The sequence below is a fragment of the Arthrobacter agilis genome, assembly GCF_006494655.1.
Lineage (GTDB): Bacteria > Actinomycetota > Actinomycetes > Actinomycetales > Micrococcaceae > Arthrobacter_D > Arthrobacter_D agilis.
In genome coordinates this window covers 67,924-90,594 of sequence record NZ_VHIM01000010.1, presented here as the reverse complement: position 1 = coordinate 90,594, position 22,671 = coordinate 67,924, and the positions used below count along the sequence as shown (strand labels likewise).

At 70.3% G+C, this 22,671-nt stretch carries 22 protein-coding genes and 4 tRNA genes; 17 read left to right on the top strand and 9 right to left on the bottom strand.

Annotated elements, in window-relative coordinates; genetic code table 11:
* The first annotated feature begins 56 nt into the window (after positions 1–56).
* Positions 57–1,346, top strand: a complete 1,290-nt coding sequence (locus tag FJV46_RS14565; protein ID WP_087026046.1) for an alpha/beta hydrolase family protein — start codon at positions 57–59, stop codon at positions 1,344–1,346.
* Here FJV46_RS14565 and FJV46_RS14560 read toward each other — a convergent pair.
* Both FJV46_RS14560 and FJV46_RS14555 read right to left on the bottom strand, forming a co-directional pair.
* Positions 1,330–1,770, bottom strand: coding sequence for a SufE family protein (locus tag FJV46_RS14560; RefSeq protein WP_087026043.1), 441 nt, complete (start codon positions 1,768–1,770; stop codon positions 1,330–1,332). The two genes, FJV46_RS14565 and FJV46_RS14560, sit on opposite strands and share 17 nt — an antisense overlap.
* Positions 1,767–2,690: a sulfurtransferase gene (locus tag FJV46_RS14555; RefSeq protein ID WP_087026040.1), complete on the bottom strand. Its 924-nt coding sequence runs from the start codon at positions 2,688–2,690 to the stop codon at positions 1,767–1,769. The genes FJV46_RS14560 and FJV46_RS14555 overlap by 4 nt, the downstream gene beginning before the upstream one ends.
* 259 nt (positions 2,691–2,949) lie before the next feature.
* On the opposite strand from FJV46_RS14555, the gene zapE reads away from it, so the two are divergent.
* Positions 2,950–3,987 carry a cell division protein ZapE gene (gene zapE / locus FJV46_RS14550; RefSeq protein ID WP_087026037.1) on the top strand — a complete coding sequence of 346 codons (1,038 nt, stop codon included), beginning with the start codon at positions 2,950–2,952 and terminating at the stop codon, positions 3,985–3,987.
* Between the two features lie 95 nt (positions 3,988–4,082).
* Here zapE and FJV46_RS14545 read toward each other — a convergent pair whose 3' ends face one another.
* The 5 genes from FJV46_RS14545 to FJV46_RS14525 form a co-directional block, all read right to left on the bottom strand.
* Entirely contained in the window at positions 4,083–4,334 is a 252-nt protein-coding gene (locus tag FJV46_RS14545) for an antitoxin (RefSeq protein ID WP_087026115.1), read from the bottom strand.
* Between the two features lie 182 nt (positions 4,335–4,516).
* A tRNA-Gly gene (locus FJV46_RS14540) sits at positions 4,517–4,590 on the bottom strand.
* A 29-nt stretch (positions 4,591–4,619) separates the two neighbouring features.
* A tRNA-Val gene (locus FJV46_RS14535) sits at positions 4,620–4,691 on the bottom strand.
* 26 nt (positions 4,692–4,717) lie between these two features.
* A tRNA-Cys gene (locus FJV46_RS14530) sits at positions 4,718–4,788 on the bottom strand.
* A gap of 52 nt (positions 4,789–4,840) precedes the next feature.
* Positions 4,841–4,914: transfer RNA gene (locus FJV46_RS14525), tRNA-Gly, on the bottom strand.
* Between the two features lie 234 nt (positions 4,915–5,148).
* Between FJV46_RS14525 and FJV46_RS14520 the strand changes: the two genes are divergently transcribed.
* The 5 genes from FJV46_RS14520 to rpe all read left to right on the top strand — a co-directional run bounded on the left by FJV46_RS14520 (position 5,149) and on the right by rpe (position 10,227).
* A complete protein-coding gene (locus FJV46_RS14520) occupies positions 5,149–6,024 on the top strand; it encodes a cytochrome (RefSeq protein ID WP_087026034.1) in 876 nt (291 codons plus the stop codon).
* Between the two features lie 283 nt (positions 6,025–6,307).
* On the top strand, positions 6,308–6,916 hold the full coding sequence (gene def / locus FJV46_RS14515) for a peptide deformylase (protein WP_087026032.1): 609 nt from the start codon (positions 6,308–6,310) through the stop codon (positions 6,914–6,916).
* Positions 6,913–7,896, top strand: coding sequence for a methionyl-tRNA formyltransferase (locus tag FJV46_RS14510; protein WP_087026030.1), 984 nt, complete (start codon positions 6,913–6,915; stop codon positions 7,894–7,896). Before def ends, FJV46_RS14510 begins: the two co-directional genes overlap by 4 nt.
* The gene (locus FJV46_RS14505; RefSeq protein WP_087026027.1) at positions 7,893–9,485 is read left to right on the top strand and encodes an RsmB/NOP family class I SAM-dependent RNA methyltransferase; all 1,593 of its coding nucleotides are present in this window, start codon (positions 7,893–7,895) and stop codon (positions 9,483–9,485) included. Before FJV46_RS14510 ends, FJV46_RS14505 begins: the two co-directional genes overlap by 4 nt.
* 79 nt (positions 9,486–9,564) lie before the next feature.
* A complete protein-coding gene (gene rpe / locus FJV46_RS14500; RefSeq protein WP_087026025.1) occupies positions 9,565–10,227 on the top strand; it encodes a ribulose-phosphate 3-epimerase in 663 nt (220 codons plus the stop codon).
* Positions 10,228–10,310: 83 nt separating this feature from the next.
* Here rpe and FJV46_RS14495 read toward each other — a convergent pair whose 3' ends face one another.
* Positions 10,311–11,048, bottom strand: coding sequence for an acVLRF1 family peptidyl-tRNA hydrolase (locus FJV46_RS14495; RefSeq protein WP_087026022.1), 738 nt, complete (start codon positions 11,046–11,048; stop codon positions 10,311–10,313).
* A gap of 51 nt (positions 11,049–11,099) precedes the next feature.
* On the opposite strand from FJV46_RS14495, the gene FJV46_RS14490 reads away from it, so the two are divergent.
* Complete coding sequence (locus FJV46_RS14490) at positions 11,100–12,608, top strand: replication-associated recombination protein A (RefSeq protein WP_087026019.1); 1,509 nt, start codon at positions 11,100–11,102, stop codon at positions 12,606–12,608.
* A gap of 64 nt (positions 12,609–12,672) precedes the next feature.
* Here the strand turns inward: FJV46_RS14490 and FJV46_RS14485 are convergent, their stop codons facing one another.
* On the bottom strand, positions 12,673–13,458 hold the full coding sequence (locus tag FJV46_RS14485; RefSeq protein WP_126130581.1) for a TspO-related membrane protein: 786 nt from the start codon (positions 13,456–13,458) through the stop codon (positions 12,673–12,675).
* 364 nt (positions 13,459–13,822) lie between these two features.
* Between FJV46_RS14485 and rpsD the strand changes: the two genes are divergently transcribed.
* The 9 genes from rpsD (at position 13,823) to FJV46_RS15370 (ending at position 22,655) form a co-directional block, all read left to right on the top strand.
* Positions 13,823–14,449 carry a 30S ribosomal protein S4 gene (gene rpsD / locus FJV46_RS14480; RefSeq protein WP_055771608.1) on the top strand — a complete coding sequence of 209 codons (627 nt, stop codon included), beginning with the start codon at positions 13,823–13,825 and terminating at the stop codon, positions 14,447–14,449.
* A gap of 161 nt (positions 14,450–14,610) precedes the next feature.
* Positions 14,611–14,985, top strand: a complete 375-nt coding sequence (locus tag FJV46_RS14475; RefSeq protein ID WP_087026013.1) for a DUF948 domain-containing protein — start codon at positions 14,611–14,613, stop codon at positions 14,983–14,985.
* Positions 14,986–15,009: 24 nt separating this feature from the next.
* Entirely contained in the window at positions 15,010–15,282 is a 273-nt protein-coding gene (locus FJV46_RS14470) for a DUF6167 family protein (protein ID WP_179195184.1), read from the top strand.
* Between the two features lie 169 nt (positions 15,283–15,451).
* Positions 15,452–18,130 (top strand): alanine--tRNA ligase, encoded by a 2,679-nt coding sequence (alaS, locus tag FJV46_RS14465; protein ID WP_087026010.1) that lies wholly within the window; start codon positions 15,452–15,454, stop codon positions 18,128–18,130.
* Positions 18,131–18,137: 7 nt separating this feature from the next.
* A complete protein-coding gene (gene ruvX / locus FJV46_RS14460) occupies positions 18,138–18,725 on the top strand; it encodes a Holliday junction resolvase RuvX (RefSeq protein ID WP_087026007.1) in 588 nt (195 codons plus the stop codon).
* A complete protein-coding gene (gene mltG / locus FJV46_RS14455) occupies positions 18,722–19,945 on the top strand; it encodes an endolytic transglycosylase MltG (protein WP_087026003.1) in 1,224 nt (407 codons plus the stop codon). Before ruvX ends, mltG begins: the two co-directional genes overlap by 4 nt.
* Positions 19,946–20,818: a shikimate dehydrogenase gene (locus FJV46_RS14450; RefSeq protein WP_087026001.1), complete on the top strand. Its 873-nt coding sequence runs from the start codon at positions 19,946–19,948 to the stop codon at positions 20,816–20,818. It abuts the gene before it with no gap.
* Positions 20,819–20,850: 32 nt separating this feature from the next.
* Entirely contained in the window at positions 20,851–22,059 is a 1,209-nt protein-coding gene (gene aroC / locus FJV46_RS14445) for a chorismate synthase (RefSeq protein WP_087025999.1), read from the top strand.
* The gene (locus FJV46_RS15370) at positions 22,059–22,655 is read left to right on the top strand and encodes a shikimate kinase (RefSeq protein WP_087025997.1); all 597 of its coding nucleotides are present in this window, start codon (positions 22,059–22,061) and stop codon (positions 22,653–22,655) included. Before aroC ends, FJV46_RS15370 begins: the two co-directional genes overlap by 1 nt.
* Positions 22,656–22,671: the final 16 nt, after the last annotated feature.

Below are 22,671 nucleotides of genomic sequence, written 5' to 3'. Positions count from 1 at the left end.
CTCGCATCGGGGCGTCGCTTGGCCGCGCAGGGTTCCGGCAGGGTACAAAGGGAGTTATGGCAACGACGAAGTCACCGGCGACGGCTCAGAGGACCGCCGCGCCCTGGCTCAAATGGACAGCAGTGGGCGTGGGTGCGGGCGCGGCGCTGGCCTCGTCGGCCGCAGGCGCAGTCTCGGGCCTCGCGGTGTACTTCGCCCGGCAGATCGTGACCCCTTCCCGGATCCGGGTGGAGAACCTCGACATCCTCGCCGTCGTCGGGTCCCCGGGTCACCAGACGGTGATCCTGCCCGCGAACGACGACACCACCATCGAAGGCACCTACAGCCTCCACTTCGACCAGGGAGCAGGCCACGCCCGCATCGGTGCGATCCGGTCCTACGTTCCCCGCGAGGGCACGGTGGAGCGGGAGGTCGAGAAGGTGTACGCGGGAGATCTCCAGGCAGCCACGCGCGGATGGTGGGGCGGGGCGGTGTATCCGTCACCGGGTGCGATGGGCTTCGCGGAGCAGCAAGTGCTCATCCCGGTCGAGGGTGGGTCCGCGCCTGCCTGGCTGGTGAGGGCTGAATCGCCGGCCGCCACGTGGGCGGTCATGGTGCACGGTAGGGGTGCCACGCGCGCCGAGGCGCTCCGGGCGCTCGCCCCCGCGCGCCGGCTGGGCCTGACGAGCCTCGTCCTGTCCTACCGCAACGACGGCGAGGCGCCCTCGGCACCCGACGGCCGCTATGGCCTCGGCATGACGGAGTGGCACGACGTCGACGCCGCCATCGACTACGCGGTGGCCCACGGCGCGGAGGACGTCGTGCTCTTCGGCTGGTCCATGGGCGGGGCGATCGCACTCCAGACCGCGGACCTCTCACGCCACCGCCGACGCATCAGGGCGCTCGTGCTGGACGGCCCCGTGATCAACTGGATGGAGGTGCTCGCACACCACGCGGAGCTGAACCGCATCCCCGCCCCGGTGGGACGCCTCGGACAGTATCTGCTCTCAAGCCAGCGGGCGCGACGGATCACGGGTCTCGCCGCACCGCTCGACCTGAAGAGCATGGACTGGATAGCCCGCGCCGAGCAGCTCACGCTGCCCACCCTGGTGCTCCACAGCGAGGACGACGAGTTCGTCCCCATCGGGCCATCCGTGGACCTCGCCGCGAAGAATCCCGGATTCGTGACCCTGGAGCGTTTCCACCGCGCCCGCCACACGAAGGAGTGGAACGTGGATCCGGACCGGTGGGAGGCCGTCGTCGAAGGCTGGCTGCGCGGCCGGCTGTTCGGACGGACGCTGCCCGGCGGACGGTCCCGCGAGGCGGCCGCACCGGAGCGCGACGCCGGAGCTACTGAGCGTCCCTGATCTTCCGCTTGATGCGTCCCAGCATGGCGGACATGCCGCGCATGCGAAGGGGAGTGATGGCCCGGGTCAGGCCGAGGCGGTCGGGGACGTCGTCGGGAACGGCCAGGACGTCTGCGGCCGGCAGCCCGTCGAGGCCCTCCAGCAGCACGCCCGCGAAGCCGCGCGTGGTCGGCGCCGCCGGCGGAGCGGAGAAGAAGAGGTGCACCGTCCGCTCGGGCGCCGCACCGATCTCCATGGTGAGGAAGAGCGGACTCTGACACTCCACGACCTGCTCGAGCAGCTCCGGATGGTCGCTGTAACGCTCCGGCAGGTCCGGCAGTCCACGCGAGAAATCCAGCAGGAGCTGGAGGCGGTCCGGCTCCGTCAGGTCCTGGAAGTCGTCGATGATCTCGGCGAGCTTCGCCGGGACGGTCCCTGCCGTCATCGGCCCGACGCCGATCGGCGCAGGGAGGTCGGGACGTCGCCGGGCTCTGTACCCCGGACGATCGGGACGCGCACGGCGTTACCCCACTCCGTCCAGGAGCCGTCGTAGTTGCGCACGTTCTCGAAGCCGAGCAGGTGCGTGAGCACGAACCAGGTGTGGCTCGAGCGTTCCCCGATGCGGCAGTACGCCACCACCTCGTCGCCGTCCTTCAGACCTGCCTCGTCCCGATAGATGGAGTCGAGCTCCGCCCGGGTCCGGAACGTGCCGTCCTCGGCGGCAGCCCGCGCCCAGGGCACCGAGGCCGCCGTCGGGATGTGGCCGCCACGCAGTGCGCCCTCCTCCGGATAGGCCGGCATGGTGGTCCGTGCTCCTGTGTACTCGTCGCCGGAGCGGACGTCGATCAGCGGCTTGCCGAGGTGGTCGAGCACATCCCCGAGATACGCGCGGATGGCGGCGTCGTTCCGTTCCACCGTGGGGTAGTCGACGGCGGCGACGTCGTTCCTGGCGGTGGTCAGGTCCCGTCCCTCGGCGACCCACAGGTCGCGCCCGCCGTCGAGGAGGCGTACGTCCTCGTGGCCGAACAGGGTGAAGACCCAGAGGGCGTAGGCGGCCCACCAGTTGCTCTTGTCGCCGTAGATCACCACGGTGGAATCGCGGGAGATACCCTTCGAGGCCATGAGCCGTGCGAAACCGTCACCGTCGATGTAGTCGCGTGTCACCTCGTCGTTGAGTTCGGTGTGCCAGTCGATCTTCACGGCACCCGGGATGTGCCCGGTCTCGTACAGCAGCACGTCCTCGTCGGATTCGACCACGACCAGCCCCTCGGCACCGAGGTTCGCGGCGAGCCACTCGGTGGAGACGAGACGTTCGGGGTGGGCGTACTCGGAGAACTTGTCCTGCGTGTCTGGTGCCAGGGTCATTGCGGCCTTTCGCATAGCGGTCTGCGTGCGGGTACTGCTGTCTAGCCTAACCACGCGACCCGTCGATTGCTTCCGGCCCGGCGTGACCGCACGGGACCGGACAGGACCGCACCGGTCAAGCCCGCGGCGGCCGGCGTCCGTCCGCCTCTCCGGCAGGACGTGGTGCCGTAGTCTGGCGTAGCAGGGCGGAGCGGTGGTGACACCATGGTTGCCCCTGACCCCCACCGACCATCCGCCGGACAGAAAGCGGTCCAGATCCGTGCCCGACATCGAACATCTCACGCAGCGTTCACCGAAGGTCTCCGTCGATGATCTGCTGCGCGGCTTCTACCCCTCGCCCCGCTTCGGCGAGGTGTCCTTCGACACCTACCGCCCGGATCCCCAGCAGCCGTCGCAGGCTGCCGCGGTGAGCAAGCTCAGGGACTTCGCCACGACCGTCGACGAGCCGGAGCCCTCCGGCTTCCGCAAGCTCTTCGGTGGCAGGAAAGCCCCGTCCCGGGCAGGCATCTACCTCGACGGCGGCTTCGGTGTCGGGAAGACCCACCTTCTTGCGTCGCTCTGGCACGCGTCCTCCGGGACGAAGTCCTTCGGCACCTTCGTCGAGTACACGAACCTCGTGGGTGCCCTGAGCTTCCGCAAGACCGTGGACGCACTCAGCGGGTACAGCCTCGTCTGCATCGACGAGTTCGAGTTGGACGATCCGGGGGACACAGTGCTCATGTCCCGGCTGATGCGGGAACTGGCCGACGCCGGCGTGAAGCTCGCCGCGACGTCCAACACCCTTCCCGGCTCGCTCGGCGACGGACGGTTCGCTGCGCAGGATTTCCAGCGGGAGATCCAGGTGCTCGCTGACCAGTTCGAGGTGGCGCGCATCGACGGGGAGGACTACCGGCACCGCGGGCTGCCGGAAGCCCCGGCGGCCATCGACGACGCCGCACTCCGCAGCCGTGTCGAGACCTTCTCCGGCGGCGTGCTCGCCGAGGACGGCTTCGACGACCTGCTCGGGCACCTCGCCGACGTGCATCCCAGCCGCTACCGCCAGCTCCTCGACGGTATCGACGCCGTGGCCTGGCATGACGTGCGGACCATCACCGAGCAGTCGGTGGCGCTGCGCTTCGTGGTGCTGGCCGACCGCCTCTACGACCGGGACGTACCGATCATGGCGAGCGGAACCACGTTCGACCACCTTTTCTCAGAGGAGATGATGAGCGGCGGCTACATGAAGAAGTACTACAGGGCGGTCTCCCGCCTCACGGCGCTGGCACGGCAGGGCAGCGACATGGCGAACCAGGTGTAGCGTCGCGCCTTCACCTCGGCGAGACCTGCGGGAACGCAAGAAGCGCCGGTGCCGCCTCTCGGCGGGACCGGCGCTTCCTTATTGCCGGGCTGGGACTACACGGCCGGCGGAGGGGTAGGGCCGACGTCGCCCTTGCCGTCCTTCTTGTCGATCCTGTCGACCATCTCCGAAGCCTTCGATTGCGCTCCGTTGATGTGCTGTGCGTACTTGCCATGGGTCTTGCTGTCGACGAAATCGCCAGCTTTCCCGATGCCGTTCTTCACCTTGTCGGAATTATCGCCAATGAGTTCGGTCGCCTTCCCCGCGAGGGTGCCGGCCTTGCCCTTGAGCCCATCCAATAAACCCACGGACACCTCCTTTCGGTCGTGGAGACGCAGTCCGTCTCCGCTGACTCCATGATAAGCGACCGGACGCCATGCCGTGGGGGAGAACCCGGCCGAAGGGTGGTGGGCGTCGGACCCGCCGCGTTCGGGCACAAAAAATGCCCGGTCCTCGCCAGGACCGGGCAACGGCCGACAACCGGCCTGAGAGCGGACGACGGGATTCGAACCCGCGACATCCACCTTGGCAAGGTGGTGCTCTAGCCAGCTGAGCTACGTCCGCAAAAAAGCGCCCCCGAGGGGGCGCCGTCGTGGGCGATACTGGGATCGAACCAGTGACCTCTTCCGTGTCAGGGAAGCGCGCTACCGCTGCGCCAATCGCCCATTTTCATGGTGCTCGTTCTGTACCGAGGTGGGGACGGGATTCGAACCCGCGTATACGGCTTTGCAGGCCGCTGCCTCGCCTCTCGGCCACCCCACCGTGACCGGATTACTCCGGACACCGGACGGATCCGGCCTTACAGTGACTTGCGAGCGGACGACGGGATTCGAACCCGCGACATCCACCTTGGCAAGGTGGTGCTCTAGCCAGCTGAGCTACGTCCGCAGAAGAAGAACAAGAACCGAAATCTCCCGCTCATCACAAGCAATTCGCGGCGTTTCTTCGTTTTCCAACGAGAAAAAACTCTATCGGACGTTCGGGGGTTCGTCCAATCGACAGGCCACGCTGCCGACTCGGCGCCCGGCCACGGGTGGCGCGGACGCCCGGGGCGGCCCGCGTGCCAGCTGCGACGGCTCCCCGCGTGCCGTGGCTGTCGGAGGCGCCTGAGAGACTGGTCCCATGACCGCCCCGCTTCTCGCACACGCAACACCCCACGGCCGCATGTACGCCCGCTCCACCGCAGAGCAGCCCTCGGTGCCGTCGATCACCACCGTCATCTCACAGCTCCCGACGTCGCTCGGCGGCTGGTTCGGGCACATGGCTGCGAGCGCATTGGCCAAGGATCCGCGCCTGCCGACGGCGCTGGGCAGTCCGGCGGAACTACGGAGTGCGGTGAGGGATGCGTCCTCTGCGGCCGAGCGGTATCGGGACGATGCCGCACTGCGTGGCACGCGGGTGCACCACTACTGCGAGCAGGTCGCGCTGCGGGCCCTCGGGCGGGCCGAGGAGCTCGACGCCGCCCGGCTGGCCCTCGAGGAGAACGGCGAGGGAGGCTTCGCCCAGCGGTTCGATGAGTGGTGGGAGCTGTACGACGTCCGCCCCGTGGAACCCGAGCTGACGGTGTGGAACACCTCTCTCGGCTACGCCGGCACGCTCGACCTTATCGCCACGATCGGCGGACGCACCTGCCTGATCGACTACAAGACGAAGAACACCGATCGGGAGGGTTTCGTGAAGCCCCTTGACGACAAGGTCGTCATGCAGCTCGTGGCGGGCATGAAGGCGGAGGAGTCGCTCTCGGACCCTGAGCGGGGCGACTGGCAGCCCTGGGCACACGGGGACGAGCCCCTCCTGCTCGGTGTGGCCGTCGGCCAGACCGAGGTCCGCGCCATGCGGGCGAATCCTGCGGTGCTGAGGAACCACTGGTTGCGGTTCTGCGCACTGCGCCGCGCGTGGGAGGCCGGCCTCGAGGCAGACGAGGCCGGGAAGGCGCTGCTCCCGATCGGTCCGCCACCGAGCCGGTCCGTGGCCGCCGAACCCGCTCTGCCCGCCTGACCGGGCAGCCCGATGGGACCGACCGCACGTCACCGCCCGGCCGGACGGGACTGACCGCATCTGTCCGCCCGGCCCGATGGGCCTGACCGCACGTCACCGCCCAGTAACGCGATCCCGGGCGGAGGGGCGCCATCGGCCGACGTCCGGGCCGTCGACCGGAGGCGATCCCGGACGGCGGCACTAGGATTGACGGGTACCTCGCGGCCCGGACCGGTCGCGGTGGTCAGACCGTCCCTCGGCGCAGTCCGCGCCGTCCCGCATCGAAACGAGGAACAGAGCACCGATGACCGTCCTGAGTATCCGCATGATCGGTGATCCGATCCTCCGCACCCCGGCTGCCGAGGTCACCGACTTCGGGCCAGAACTCGCGCGCCTCATCGAGGACATGACGGAGACGATGATCGACGTGCAGGGCGCGGGTCTCGCGGCTCCCCAGGTGGGTATCGGTCTCCGGGTGTTCACGTACCGCGTGGACGGCAGCGAGGGTCATGTGGTCAACCCCGTGCTCGAGACGGGCGGCGGGTCCCAGGGCGAATTCGACGTCGAGGGCTGCCTGTCGGTTCCGGGTCTCGGCAGCTTCGTCGACAGGACGGACTGGGCGCGGGTCACGGGGAAGGATGCTTCCGGCCAGGAGATCGCGGTGGAGGGTACGGGGATGCTGGCGCGCGCGCTGCAGCACGAGACCGACCACCTTCGCGGCCGCCTCTACATCGACCGGCTCGAGGGCGAGGATCGGCGGAATGCCCTCAAGGCCATCCGCAGCGCGGACTACAACCGGGTGACCTCGCGTACGGCGGCCGAACGGTCCCGCACACTCGGCTCGAGTTTCACGCCGGGGGGCGTCCCCTCGGGCGGGGGATCGGCCGGCACCTTCGGCCGGAACGGTCGATGAGGATCCTTTTCGCGGGGACGCCCGAGGTGGCGGTCCCTTCGCTCCGCGCACTGGTCGAGGCCGGGTTCGACGTCGCTGCCGTGCTCACACGCGTCGACGCACCGCTGGGCCGGAAACGCGTCCTGACGCCCAGCCCGGTCGCCGCCGCGGCCGCCGATCTCGGCCTGCCCGTCCTGAAGGCGAATCGCTTCACGCCGGAACTGCTGGCCGACCTCACCTCGCTGGAGCTCGATGCTGCGGCCATCGTCGCGTACGGCGGGATCGTGCCGCCGGCCGGTCTGCGCATCCCGCAGCACGGGTGGATCAATCTCCACTTCTCGGTTCTCCCCGCCTGGCGCGGAGCAGCTCCCGTGCAGCACGCGGTGCTCGCCGGCGACGACGTCACCGGCGCCTCGACCTTCCTCCTCGAGGAAGGTCTCGACACGGGACCCGTCTTCGGCGTCATGACCGAGACCCTGGATCCAGCGTCCACGAGCGGGGAGGTTCTCGAACGGCTCTCGCACAGCGGTGCGGTACTACTCGTGCAGACCCTGTCCGGTCTCGAGGCAGGGCGGGTGGCAGCGACACCCCAGCAGGGAGAGCCGACTCTCGCGCCGAAGCTGACGATCGATGACGCAAGGATCGACTGGACCCAGCCCGCCGTCGCCGTGCGCCGCCGCATCAACGCCGTCACACCGGAGCCGGGCGCCTGGACGATGCTCGACGGCCAACGCGTGAAGGTTGCACCCGTCGCTCCGGCCGCAGTACCTCCCAGGACCGACGACCCCACTGCCGACGGGACGGCTCCCGGCAGCGGGGACGGTGCCGGGCGTACCGACCTGCCGCCCGGGGGGCTCGTGGTCGAGGGCCGCAGGGTCCTGGTGGGCACGGGGAGCCACCCGGTGCAGCTCGACAGGGTGCAGCCCGCAGGAAAGAAGATGATGAGCGCCCTCGACTGGGCACGAGGCGCGGGGTCGCGCGGAGAGCTGGTGTTCGAATGAGCGGTGCCGACGGAGGCAACAGCGGGACGGGCGGGAGTGGTGCTCCCCGCGGACAGGCCGGCGCCGGCGGGCCGCGTCGGGCAGGGCAGGGCGGATCGGCCGGGCAGGGCGCGGGCAACCGACGCCGCAACGAGCAGGGTCGGGAGCGGAACCGCGGCGGCGAACGGCAGTTCTCACAGGCGGCACCGGCCCAGCGCACGCGCCGTGCCGACCCGGCGCGCCTCGTCGCCTTCGAGGTGCTGCGTGCCGTCGCGGCGGACGATGCGTACGCGAACCTGGTCCTCCCGGGGAGCATCCGGAAGCACCGTCTGGATCGCCGGGACGCAGGCTTCGCCACCGAACTGACCTACGGGGCGTTGCGCGGCCAGGGGACCTACGATGCAGTGCTCGCGCGCTGCGTCGACAGGCCGTTGGACCAGCTGGACCCCGCGGTGCTCGACGCCCTGCGGATCGGCGTCCACCAGATCCTCGCCATGCGCGTCCCCGCCCACGCGGCGCTCGACCAGACCGTCGGACTGGTCCGCGCCGTCATCGGCGCCGGACCGTCGTCGCTCGTCAACGCCGTGCTGCGCAAGGTGACGGCCCGCGACCTCGCCGGCTGGATCATCGAGATCACCGACGGAATGACCGATGCCACGGCCGTCGCCGCCCTGACCCACAGCCACCCGGAGTGGATCGTGCGGGCACTGCGTCAGGCGCTCGTCGCGCACGGACGCGACGCCGGTGAGATCGACGCGCTCCTCGCCGCGGACAACGCCGCGCCGGTCGTCCACCTCGTCGCCCTGCCGGGCCTCGCCACGCTCGACGAAGCCCTGGCCGAAGGAGCGGAGCCCGGTCGCCTGGCCGAAGGGTCGGCCTACTACTCGGGCGGTGACGTGAGCCGCCTGCCCGGCGTCGCCGCCGGAACCGTCCGGGTGCAGGACACGGGTTCCCAGCTGGTCGCGCGGGCGCTGGCCGCCGTCGAGCTCGGTGACCGCGGGACGGAAGGGCCTGAGCACTGGCTCGATCTGTGTGCCGGGCCCGGCGGCAAGACGGCGCTGCTCGCGGCGATCGGACAGGACGCGGGAGTGCACCTGACGGCGACCGAGCCGGTGCCGCACCGCGCGCAGCTCGTCCGGCAGGCGCTCCGGCCGCTGCCCGAGGACACCTGGACGGTGCGGGTGGGCGATGGCCGCGACGTGGGGCGGGACCAGCCCGACCACTACGACCGCGTGCTCGTCGACGCCCCGTGCACGGGACTCGGGGCGCTCCGGCGTCGCCCGGAGTCACGGTGGCGCCGGAAGCCCGCGGATCTGGTCTCCCTCGCGCCGCTTCAGCGTGAACTGCTGGCCTCGGCCCTCGACGCCGTCGCGCCCGGGGGCGTGGTCGCGTACGTGACATGCTCACCCCACCACGCGGAGACCGATGCCGTGGTCGACGACTGCCTGCGGAAACGGGAGGGTTTCGAGCGGATCGACGCGGGAGCGGCTCTGGACGCCGTCAGCATCGGGGGCGCCCTCGATGCCGGGCACGGCTCGAGCGCGCAGCTGTGGCCGCATGTGCACGGGACCGACGCGATGTACCTCGCGCTCATTCGCAAGAGTCTGTGAGGATGGACATGTCCGCCGCACCTCCGCCGGACCGCGCCGACCGCCCGAAGACCGGGCAGGGGCAACGAAAGGAACCGCTGTGACCCATCTCCGGATCAACCCGAGCATTCTGGCCGCGGACTTCGTCAACCTCGAGGCGGAGCTCCAGCGCATCGCCTCGGCCGACGCGGTGCACGTGGACGTCATGGACAACCACTTCGTCCCGAACCTGACGCTCGGCCTCCCGATCGTGCAGCGGATCCAGCAGGTGAGCCCGCTACCGCTGGACGTCCACCTGATGATCGAGGACGCCGACCGGTGGGCCCCGCAGTACGCAGAGGCAGGAGCCGCGTCGGTCACCTTCCACGCGGAGGCGGCCGCCGCCCCGGTCAAGCTCGCGCGCGAACTCCGTGATGCGGGAGCGAAGGCGGGCATGGCCCTCCGGCCCGCGACACCGATGGAGCCGTACCTCGACATGCTCGGTGAACTCGACATGCTGCTCGTCATGACCGTGGAGCCGGGATTCGGCGGACAGTCCTTCCTCGACCTCACGCTCCCGAAGATCCGCCGGGCGGCGGACGCCATCCGTGGGGCGGCCCTGCCGCTCGTCATCCAGGTGGACGGCGGCATCACGGAGGAGACGATCCTCCGCGCGGCCGACGCGGGAGCCACCGTCTTCGTCGCAGGCTCGTCCGTCTACGGGGCGGACGACGCCGCCGCCGCGATCACCGCCCTCCGCTCCGCCGCCGGTCAGGACGCGTAACCCGCCCCTGACAAAGCACCTGCAACGGGTGCGTCGATCCTCTCGCTGGTCGCTCCGGCTCGCAGATGGACCTGCGTGCTGGGTCAGGCCTCCTCGATCGGCGGATCGGCCACGGTGATCCGTACGGCCAGCGCGGTGCGCGCCGCGTCCTTCAGCACGGCGAACCGGGGATCCGGCACCGTGATGAACGGGACCTGAGGCAGCCCGGCGAAGGCAGTCAGCACGGATTCGGCGAGCGTCGCCTCCGCCAGCGCCCGGTCGCCGCCGAGCTGGAGGCACGACGGCGGCTCGGCCCGGTACAGCGCGGCTGCGCGGCCGGCGGTCTCCTCCACCAGCGCGTCCGCCTGGTTCGCCCGGCGCCTCGCGAAGCGCTGCTGCGACCAGCCCCCCGCCGCCGTCCTGCCCTGGACGTACCGCGTTCCGGTCTTGGACGACACCACCTGGCCCGACCGGGCGACGCCGACGGAGTAGCCGCCGCGACGGATCAGGAGGAGCCCGACCGTGAGCCCGGGATCAGTACCGCGCAGGAGTGCTGCCAGGCCGTCGGCGGGGGAGACCGGTGGGTGATCGGTGCCGTCCCGTACGTCCCCAGGTGCGGAGGGAGCGGGAAGCGGCGGGGTGAGCACGGCCGAGCACCCATTTCGGGCGACGATCAGAACGGTGCCGGTGCTACCGACAGCGCCCGCAGTGCCGCCTGCGCCGACAGTGGCTGCGCTATCGGGGTCCGGGACGGCGGTGTACGGACCATTGCGGGCCTCGAAGCGTGACAGCCAGCCCGCGAGCCGGTGCTGCTCGACGAGGACCGATCGGGTGGTGGACATGCTCCGCCTCTCGTGCCGCCTGCGTCAGTGGCCCACAGTAACGTTGACGCTGTGAATGATCTATTCAGTGCGGCCGCGGACGACGAGGCGGAGCACGCCCCGTCCGGCGGATCGCGGGCTTCCGGCGCGGTGCGTCCACGGAGTCCCCTGGCCGTCCGCATGCGTCCCCGCTCGCTGGACGAGGTCGTCGGGCAGCAGCACCTGCTCGGAGCAGGCTCACCCCTTCGGACCCTCGCGGGCGAACACGCGCCGGGAGCCCACGCGGCTCCCTCGTCGGTGATCCTCTGGGGGCCGCCCGGTACCGGGAAGACGACGCTCGCCCATGTCATCGCACGCGGACAGGGCCGGAAGTTCGTGGAGCTCTCGGCCATCACGGCCGGCGTCAAGGACGTCCGGCGCGTCATGGACGAGGCGCTGACCTCGCGGGACCTCTACCGGCAGACCACCGTGCTGTTCCTCGACGAGATCCACCGGTTCAACAAGGCCCAGCAGGACGCCCTGCTGCCGGGCGTCGAGAACGGGTGGGTGGTGCTCATCGCCGCGACCACCGAGAATCCCTCGTTCTCCGTGGTGTCACCGCTCCTGTCCCGTTCGCTGCTCCAGACCCTGAGGCCGCTCGACGAGTCGGACATCCGCGGGCTCCTCCAGCGAGCCGTCGACGACGAGCGCGGTCTGGCCGGCACCGTCGAGATGTCCGAGGAGGCGCTCGAGCACCTCGTCCGTCTCGCCGCCGGGGACGCGCGCCGGGGGCTGACGGCGCTCGAGGCGGCTGCCGGCGTCGCGCGGTCGGCACAGGACGACGGAGTGGAGACCGCGGCACGCCGACCCGACTCCCACGACCGGCCGGATCAGGTCGGACCTGGAGCAAGGGAGGACGACGGGGAGGACGACAGGGAGGACGACGGCGGCGCCGAGCCGCTCCCGGTGCTGGTGACGCTCGCCCACGCCGAGAAGGCGGTGGACGTCGCAGCGCTCCGCTACGACCGCGCGGGGGACCAGCACTACGACGTCGCCAGCGCCTTCATCAAGTCGCTCCGGGGCTCCGACGTCGACGCGGCGCTCCACTACGTCGCGAAGATGCTCGAAGCGGGGGAGGACCCGCGGTTCATCGCCCGCCGCCTGATGATCTCGGCGTCGGAGGACGTCGGGATGGCGGATCCCACGGCGCTCCAGACGGCCGTCGCAGCGGCGCAAGCTGTCCAGCTCGTGGGGATGCCGGAGGCGCGGATCATCCTCGCGGAAGCAGTGGTGCACATTGCGACGGCGCCGAAATCGAACGCGGCCTACAACGGCATCAACGCCGCCATCGCCGATGTTCGCGCGGGCAGGGGACAGGGCATCCCCCCGCACCTGCGTGACGCGCACTATCCCGGGGCCACCCAGCTCGGGCACGGCAAGGGGTACGTGTACTCCCACGACGAACCGCACGGCATCGCCCTGCAGCAGTACGCCCCGGACGACCTCGTGGGGAGGGACTACTACCAGCCGACCGATCGGGGGGCGGAGCGGGACATCGCCTCGAGGCTGTCGAAGCTGCGTCGCATCATCCGCGGGAAGTAGGCCCTGGCGGCAGTAATGTCCGCCGAGCTCGGCGGACCCCCGTCGGTCGTGGTCCTGGCGCGCCTCAGCGCCTGCTGGCCGCGACTGCCAGCATGGTCAAGGCGGCGCCGGCTGCCGTCACCGCGGCGGACCGTGAGCGTCGGCGTTGCCCGATGACCACGCCGACGAAGGCCCAGAGGAGGGTCCCGGCGTAGAAGCGCGACGAGACGGTCGACCCTTCCGGGGCGGAGACGGCCGCAGCGCCGAACGCGCCCAGTGTGGCGAGGAGGGCTGCTCCGACAGTATCGGCAGGCCGTCCGGCGGGAACGATCGTCCTGTCGACGAGCAGGGCGGCCAGATTCACTCCGCAGGCCGCCTGTCCCCACGCGGCAAGCATGCCCGCTGCCGGCGCGACGGCCGCCACCTCGGCTGCCCGCAGCTCATTCCTCCGCTCGGCCCGGGCCACCCGACGTCGCGCGGTCTCGGACAGTGCGGCGAAAGACACCAGTGCTGCCTGCGCACTCCAGAACCGTCCCGCCCGCGCCAGGGGGGCCCAGATGCCGGCGGAGGCGAAGGCACCGGCCAGGGGCCAGCCCGCCGCACGCCAGATGGTCCGGGTACGCGCGGTGCGGCGCGCCTGGTGGACGGCGTAGGCGATGGACGAGGCGAAGATGGGGAACCAGACGGTGAAGGCGTACGGGGCCGGTTGGATCACATCGGGCGGTGAGTCCGGTCCCCGGAACCGGGGACCGTAGAACACGGGAAGGAGTACCTGCGGGGCGGCCGCGGCGCAGGTGAGCACCTGGGGGGAGGAATCGCCCGACGCAACGGCCCACACCCGTCGGGCACTCCTGGGACTGGCGTCGGTCATCTGGACTCCCTTGGCTGGTTCCGCCCACCGCTACCGCTGGATATGGCACAAGCGTAGGGCGTCACCGGGATGGCGCAAGCCCGACGTGCTGCCGGCCAGCCCCGGGACGGGCGCCCCCGCAATTTCGGCCCCGTCGAGGCTCACTGCTAGCATGGGACGCTGACTGGCAAGTCGTCGTGTACCAGCCTCCCTCCTCTTCCGCAGGTCTCCTGCGGGCGTGCGCGGGCGGCCAGGGTCGCGGCGGACTGTAGTACCGGGAAGCGGCCAATCCCGGCTCTCCGCAAGTGGAGGCCAGCGACACCAGGAAGTGCGGATGCCCCCGTGGCTCACTCCGCTTCTTCGCCGCAAAAATCGAAAGGTGAACGTGGCTAACAACACACGTGCCCGCCGCAAGGTCCGCATCTCGCGGGCCCTCGGCATTGCTCTGACCCCGAAGGCCGAGAAGTACCTCGAGCGCCGCCCGTACGCGCCGGGCCAGCACGGCCGCGCGCGTCGCAAGCAGGACAGCGACTACGCCGTCCGTCTGCGCGAAAAGCAGCGTCTCCGCGCCCAGTACAACATCCGCGAAGCGCAGATGGCTCGGATCTTCGAGGAAGCCCGCCGCACCGCAGGCCTGACCGGTGAGAACCTGATCGAGCTGCTCGAGATGCGTCTCGACGCCCTCGTGCTCCGTGCCGGGTTCGCCCGCACGAGCGCCCAGGCTCGCCAGCTGATCGTCCACCGCCACATCATGGTCGACGGCGCCCGCGTGGACCGCCCGTCGTTCCGTGTGGCCGAGGGCCAGCTCATCCACGTGCACAGCCGTAGCGAGACCATGGTCCCGCTGCAGGTTGCTGCCGCCGGTGCGCACCGCGACGTCCTGCCTGCCGTTCCCGGCTACCTGGACGTTCAGCTCGACAAGCTCCAGGCGCGCCTCGTGCGCCGCCCGAAGCGCTCCGAGGTCCCCGTGACCTGCGAAGAGCAGCTCGTCGTCGAGTACTACGCACGCTAGTCGCCCGTTCCCGGCGGAGGAATCCGCCGGGAACTGCGAGACGTGTGGAGCAGGAGCCCGTGGCACACGCCGCGGGCTCTTCGTTCTGTAAGGTACTAAGAGCCACGAATTCCCATGCCCGCCCGAGAAGGCGGTGCACCCCTGCGTAAAGGAGACCGCCCATGTCAGGTGGAGATATTGCGGGCCTGATAGCTGCTGGCGTGTTCGCCGTCCTGGTCCTGCTGCTGGCCGTTCCGATCTGGAAGCTCGGTCGGGTGTTCGACGAGCTGCGCACGGCCATCCGTACCGTCACCGATGAGACCACGCCGCTGATCGAAGAGGTCACGAGCACGGTGAGCACCACGCACCAGCAGCTGAAGACGGTGGACGGCATCACCTCGAACGTGTCCGACGCCTCCGCCAACATCTCGGCGCTGTCGTCCCTCATCGCCGCCACGATCGGCTCGCCGCTCATCAAGGTCTCGGCGTTCTCCTACGGCGTCCGTTCGGCCTTCGCCGGGCGTACCTCGCCGTCCCGCCGCCGCCGCAGCCGCTAGCCCCCGAACGAACCGGAGAGAACGATGATCAGAAGAGTCTTCTGGCTGGCAGCAGGCGTCACCATCGGCGTCGTCGCCGTCCGCAAGGTGTCGCAGGCCAGGTCCACGCTCGGCCCCGAGGGCCTGAACCGCGCCGTCGGGCAGATCAGCGATAGCCTCGCCGACTTCGCGGATGCCCTCCGCTCCGCCATGGCCGAGCGGGAGACCGATCTCCGCACGGCGCTCGGCGTCGACGTGCCCGCAGCCTCCGCCCCGGAAGCCGACGCCGCACCGGCGTCGCGCCGCTCCCTGCGCTGAGCCCCCCGCCGGCTCCCGCCCCGGCGCTGTGCCGCGCGAGGCCCAATCGACGCCTGAGCGCGCCACGCCCCGTACGACTGGCCATCGGCCAGGGAACGACGACGGCTGCCGGGGAGTCCGCCCGCGGACCCGGCAGCGTCCAGACCAACCATCGAAGGATGTCCGTCCCATGAAGTCCCACGAGATCGCCAGCCGCTGGCTGAGCTACTTCGAGCAGAACGGGCACACGGTCGTGCCGTCGGCCTCACTGGTCTCCTCCGATCCGTCGCTCCTCTTCACGGTGGCGGGGATGGTGCCCTTCATCCCGTACCTGACCGCACGGGAAGTTGCTCCCTACGATCGCGCCACGAGCGTGCAGAAATGCATCCGTACCGGTGACATCGAGGAGGTTGGCAAGACCGCCCGACACGGCACCTTCTTCCAGATGTGCGGCAACTTCTCCTTCGGTGACTACTTCAAGGCCGAGGCCATCCGCATGGCCTGGAACCTCCTCACCAGCGACGTGGCCGACGGCGGCTTCGGCCTCGCATCCGACAGGCTCTGGATCACCGTCTACCACGAGGACGAGGAAGCGCTGGAGATCTGGCGCGACACCATCGGCGTCCCGGTCGAACGCATCCAGAAGATGGGCAAGAAGGACAACTACTGGTCCACCGGCCAGCCCGGTCCGGCCGGCCCCTGCTCGGAGATCTTCTACGACCGCGGCCCCGAGTACGGCGTCGACGGCGGACCCGAGGCCGACGACACCCGCTACATCGAGATCTGGAATCTCGTGTTCATGCAGTACCAGCGCGGCGAGGGCATGGGCAAGGACGACTTCCAGATCCTCGGCGAACTGCCGAAGAAGAACATCGACACCGGGCTCGGACTCGAGCGGCTTGCGATGATCCTGCAGGGCGTCGAGAACATGTACGAGACCGACCAGGTACGCCCCGTCCTCGACCGGGCCGCGGCACTGAGCGGCAAGGCGTACACGAGCGCGGAGTCCGCCGAGGATCCGCACCACACCGACGACGTGCGCATGCGCGTGGTCGCCGACCACATCCGCTCCTCCCTGATGCTCATCGCCGACGGCGTCACCCCGTCCAACGAGGGCCGCGGCTATGTCCTGCGCCGCCTCATCCGCCGGGCCGTCCGCGCGATGCGCCTGCTCGGCGTCGAACGTGCCTGCCTGCCCGAACTGCTCCCGGCCTCGCGCGACGCGATGAAGGGTGTGTACCCGGAAGTGGAGGCCGATTTCGAGCGCATCAGCCGCATCGCCTACGCCGAGGAGAAGGCGTTCCTGCGCACCATCGCCTCCGGCACCGCACGGCTCGAGGACGCCGTCCGGGAGTCCCTCTCCGAGAACCGTCCGCTCTCGGGAGAGGACGCCTTCACGCTCCACGACACCTACGGCTTCCCGATCGACCTGACCCTGGAGATGGCGGAGGAGGCAGGCCTCGCCGTCGACGCCGACGGTTTCCGCACGCTCATGCTCGAGCAGCGCCAACGCGCGCAGGCCGACGCCCGCGGCAAGAAGGCCGGCCATGCCGACCTCTCCGTCTTCACCGAGCTCCTCGGCCGCGGCCAGACCCTCTTCACGGGGTACGACGAGCTGACGTCCGAGGCGACGATCGTCGCGGTGCTGGACAAGGGCCAGTCCGTGCCGAGCGCCCTGCACGGCGAGGAGATCGAGCTGGTCCTCGACCGGACGCCGTTCTATGCGGAGGCCGGCGGCCAGGCGGCCGACGTCGGGCTCATCACGGGGAACGGTTTCGTGGTCGAGGTCCTCGATGTGCAGCGTCCGGTCAAGGGCCTGAGCGTCCACCGCGCCATCGTACGCGAGGGTGAGGTGGCGCAGGGCGCCACGGTGACCGCAGCCGTCGACCGCCAGCGCCGCCACGCGGGGGAGCAGGCCCACTCGGGTACGCACATCGTCCACGCGGCCCTGCACGAGATCCTCGGCCCCGAGGCCCTGCAGCGCGGGTCCTTCAACAAGGCCGGGTATCTCCGCTTCGACTTCTCCTGGGGAGAGGGCATCAGCGCCGCGGCGCGCTCGGAGATCGAGGAGGTCTCCAACATCGCGATCCGCAACAACTACGAGGTCGAGACGAAGATCATGCCGCTGGCGGATGCCAAGGCACTCGGCGCCACCGCGCTCTTCGGCGAGGCGTACGGGGACACCGTGCGGGTCGTCGAGATGAACGCCGATTTCTCGCGCGAGCTGTGCGGCGGGACGCACGTCGCCTCGACCTCCCTCATCGGCAGCCTCACGCTGCTCGGCGAGCAATCGGTCGGTTCGGGCAACCGCCGCGTCGAGGCGTTCGTGGGCCTGGACGCCTTCCGGCACCTCGCCGCCGAGCGCGCCCTCGTCTCGGAGCTCTCGGACATGCTCAAGGTGCCGTCCGCGCAGCTGCCCGAGCGGCTCTCCGCCACGCTGTCGAAGCTCAAGACGGCGGAGAAGGAGCTCGACAGGCTGCGCAAGGAGCAACTCGCCGACGCCGCGGCATCCCTCGTCGGTACCGCCGTCGACGTCGACGGCGTGCGGCTCATCGCGCACGACGCCGGCGAGATCGGCGGTGCGGACGAGCTGCGGACCCTCGTCCTGGATCTGCGGGGACGCCTCGGCACCGAAGCCGCCGTCGTCGCCGCCACCGGTGTGTCCCAGGACCGGCCCCTCGTCCTCGTGGCGACCAACGACGCCGCGCGTGCCGCAGGCGTCAAGGCGGGCGCCCTCGTCCGCACCGCCGCGAAGATCCTCGGCGGCGGTGGCGGGGGCAAGGACGACGTCGCCCAGGGTGGCGGTTCCGACGCGACCCGCATCCCCGACGCGCTCTCGGCGATCCGCGCAGCGGTTGCCGAGCGCTGACGGCCCGATGGCCGGCGAGACCGCGTCCTATCCCCGGGGGCCGAAACTCGGCGTCGACGTCGGGCTGGTACGCGTGGGTCTTGCCGGCTGCGACCGGGACGGCATGCTCGCCACCCCGATCCGCACGCTGAAGCGGGATCCGCGCCGGAACAGCGACGTCCGCATCCTCGTCCAGGAGGCCGTGGAACGCGGCGTCGTCCAGGTGATCGTGGGACTGCCGAAGACCATGGCCGGCCGGGAAGGATCGTCGGCGGAGATGGCCAGGACCTACGCGGGCCTCGTCGCCGCGGAACTTCTCCGGCAGTCCCACCCGTTGTCAGTACGGCTGGTCGACGAGCGCCTGAGCACGGTATCGGCCCACCGGTCCCTGCATTCGGCTGGTCTGGGCAGCCGCGAGCATCGTAAGGTAGTGGATCAGGTGGCTGCCGTCGAAATACTCCAGCACGCCATCGACATGCAGCGTTCACGCGGACAGGACGTGGGGGATCCGGTTCCCGTGGACGATGCAGCGGGTGCCCCGGGCCCGCTGCCGACCCCGATCGAGGAGCCAGTTATCAAGGACAGTACGCCGAGCAGGAGGGAGCAGGAGTCGTGAACGATCGTACGCGTCATTCGACAGCCGCCCACGACGAGGGACAGCCCTCTGCCGACGGGCAGTACGAGGACGACTCCCACGACCACCCCGAGCCCGTCGAGGAGTTCTTCGTCGCACAGGACGTCCCTCGTGGCCGCAAGCCGCCGTCGAAGGCGAAGCAGCGCAGGCGCCTGCGGCGCACCGTGATCATGCTCGTCGTCCTCATGCTGTTCGCCGGAACCGTCTACGGCGCCGCGCTCATGCTGCGGGACGCCCTAGGGCTGAACGAGGTCCGGGACTATGCCGGCCCGGGCGGCGACCAGACGGTCTTCACCGTGCCCCAGGGAGCCGGTGCACTGGCCATCGGGACCGGGCTCGAGAGCGCCGACATCGTCGCCGATTCGCAGACCTTCATCGAGGCGCTCGGCTCCATCGCGGAGGGTCGCGAGGTGCAGCCGGGCGAGTACGAGATGCGTCTGCAGATGCCCGCGGCCGCGGCCGCCGAAGCGCTGCTGGGCGAGGACCCGACGCTCGTGTCCTACGCGGCAGTGGCCCGCGACCTCCGACAGAACGAGGTCTTCGACATCCTCAGCGAATCCACCGGTATCCCGGTCGCGGAGTTCGAAGCCCTCGCCGACGACCCGACGCAGTTCGGACTCCCGGCCGAGGCACTCTCACTCGAGGGGTATCTCCACCCCGGTGAGTACCGGTTCGACATCGAGGCGACCGCCCCCGAGATCATCACGGAGATGGTGGACGCCACCACGGCCCGTCTCGAACAGGACGGCGTGACCGATCCGAGCGAGCAGTACCGGATCCTCACGATCGCGAGCATCGTGCAGGCCGAGGCCGGCGAGGGTGACTACGCCACGGTCGCCGGATCCATCAACAACCGCCTCACCCCCGGCAACACGGAGACCAACGGGCTGCTGCAGTCCGATGCGACGGTCGCCTACGGTCTCGGCAAGCGGACGTACCAGCTGAGCGAGGAGGAGAAGGCTGACACCTCCAATCCGTACAACACCTTCGCCAACCCGGGCCTGCCGAAGGGACCGATCGGTTCCCCGAGCGACGAGGCCATCGATGCGACGGTCAATCCCGCCGATGTGCCCTTCTACTTCTGGGTGACGGTGAACCTGGACACCGCGGAGACGAAGTTCTCGGAGACCTATGCGGAGCACCTGCGGTACGTCGCGGAGTACGACGCCTGGTGCTCCGACAACCCCGGACGCTGCGAGTAGGTGCACCCCGAGCCTGAGGAGGGACGGTCGAGGGCGGCCGTCCTCGGATCGCCGATCGGCCACTCGAAGTCTCCGCTGCTGCATCGGGCCGCCTACCGGTCCCTCGGCGTCGACTGCGAGTACAGCGCCGTCGAGGTCGACGAACGCGGCATCGAGGACTTCCTGGGGACGGTGAGGACCGGCCGGGGGTGGCGTGGCCTGTCCGTTACGATGCCCCTCAAGGCCGCGGTCGCCCGGCTCGTCGACACCACCACCGAGCCGGCCACCGCGCTCGGTGTCGTGAACACCGTGGTCGTCGATCCCACCGGGACCCATCTGACGGGGCACAACACCGACGTCGTCGGGATCGCCCACGCGCTGGCGGCCGGCGGCGCGGGTCGGCCCTCCCATGGAGTGATCCTCGGCGGAGGCGGGACAGCGGCTGCCGCCGTGGCCGGCCTCGCCCGCCTCGGAGCCTCCTCGGCCGCCGTCCTCGTCCGCCGGCCGGAAGCGGCAACCGACCTGCTGCGGATCGGCGGGGCGGTGGGCATCGAGGTGCGGCTCCTCCCGTGGGGCTCCGCACGGCAGCACCTACGCGCTGCCGACGTCGTGATCTCAACGCTTCCACCCCGCGCCGCCGATGCCCTGGCCGCAGAGCTCGCCGCGGACCCGACCTACTCCACGCCGGCAACCCTGCTCGACGTCGCCTACGACCCGTGGCCAAGCGCCCTCGCGACCGCATGGCAGCAGGCCGGCGGGACGATCGTGCCCGGTCTGGACATGCTCCTGCACCAGGCCGTGGAACAGGTGAGGCTGTTCTTCCCCGATCGCGTCGAGGACCCGGCGGCCGTGCTCGCCGTGATGTGTGACGCGGTCGGCGCCCCGCGACGCTGAACCCCGCCGTGCTGCATGGCAGTATGGAAACCATGTTGCGTTGGTTGACGGCAGGAGAATCGCACGGCCCCGCCGTGGTCGGGATCATCGAGGGTATGCCCGTGGGGGTCGGCATCACCAGTACGGATATCCAGGAGGCCCTCGCGCGGCGCCGGCTCGGCTACGGCCGTGGAGCCCGCATGAAGTTCGAGCAGGACCAGGTGCGCATCCTGGGTGGCGTGCGCCATGGCATCACGCAGGGCGGGCCGGTGGCCATCGAGGTCGGCAACACCGAGTGGCCCAAGTGGGAGAAGATCATGTCCGCGGACCCCCTCGGCGAGGAGGACGCCGCCGAGCTGGCGGCATCGGCCCGCAACGCTCCTCTGACGCGGCCCCGCCCCGGCCACGCCGATTTCACCGGCATGCAGAAGTACGGCTTCGACGAGGCGCGCCCGGTCCTGGAGCGCGCCAGTGCCCGCGAGACGGCCACCCGCGTGGCCCTCGGCACCGTCGCTGCCAAGTTCCTCGAGGGCCTGGGGATCCGCCTGGTCAGCCACACCGTCTCCATAGCCTCGGTCTCCGTGCCCGAGGACGCCCCGCTCCCGCGGCCGAGCGACGTGATCGCCCTCGACACTGATCCGCTGCGCTGCTTCCACCGGGACACCTCGGACGCCATGGTGGCCGAGGTGGACGCCGCCCACAAGGAGGGCGAGACCCTCGGTGGTGTCGTGGAGGTCGTGGCCTACGGTCTGCCACCAGGACTCGGCAGCTACGTGCACTGGGACCGCCGGCTCGACTCCCGGCTCGCCGCGGCGCTCATGGGCATCCAGGCGATCAAGGGTGTGGAGGTGGGGGACGGCTTCGAGACGGCAGCGCGCCGCGGCACAGCCGCCCACGACGAGATCCTCCGGGACGACGACGGCAAGATCGTCCGAGCGAGCAACCGGGCGGGCGGTATCGAGGGTGGCATGAGCATCGGGGACGTGCTGCGGGTCCGTGCCGCCATGAAACCGATCGCCACGGTGCCGCGCGCACTGCGGACCGTCGACGTGAGTACCGGTGCGGCCGCCCGGGCACACCACCAGCGCTCGGACGTCTGTGCGGTGCCTGCCGCCGGGGTGGTTGCGGAGGCGATGACCGCCCTGGTCCTCGCCGAGGCGGTCACGGAGAAGTTCGGCGGGGACTCCCTCGCGGAGACCGCACGGAACATGCGCACCTATCTCGAGAACATCCCGGAGTTCCTGGACTCCGCCAGGGCCTGATGCTGCACGACGCCCCCGTGGTCCTGGTGGGCCCGATGGCCGTGGGCAAGTCCGCCGTGGGTCGGATGCTGGCCCAGCGCACGGGCTCGCGCTTCGTCGACACGGACCGCGTGATCGTCGAACGCCACGGGAGCATCCCGGCCATCTTCGACCGGGACGGCGAGGAGGGGTTCCGCGCCCTCGAGGCCGCCGTGGTCGCCGAAGCCCTCGTACCGGGCGCCGTCGTCTCGCTCGGCGGGGGAGCGGTGCTGCACGAGGGTACCCGGCACCGCCTCGCCGCGGCCGTCGTCGTGTTCCTCGACACCGATCTCGCGACCGTGCTCCCCCGGATCACCGGTGACTCCGCACGGCCCCTGCTCGCGGGACGTCCGGCAGAGCGCTGGCAGGAACTCTACGACGCTCGCCGGCCCGTCTACCGCGCGCTGGCCGACGTCGTGATCGACTGCCGCAGGATGTCCGTCCGGAGGACCACCGACGCGATCCTGCAGGAACTGCCCCCGGGGGACGATCCGCCTCCTGCGCGACAGGCACGAAACGACCAGTCCGACGGCGCGCGTACCGCGTCACCTCCACACCTGACCAACGAGCACACCTGACCAACGAGATCGGAAC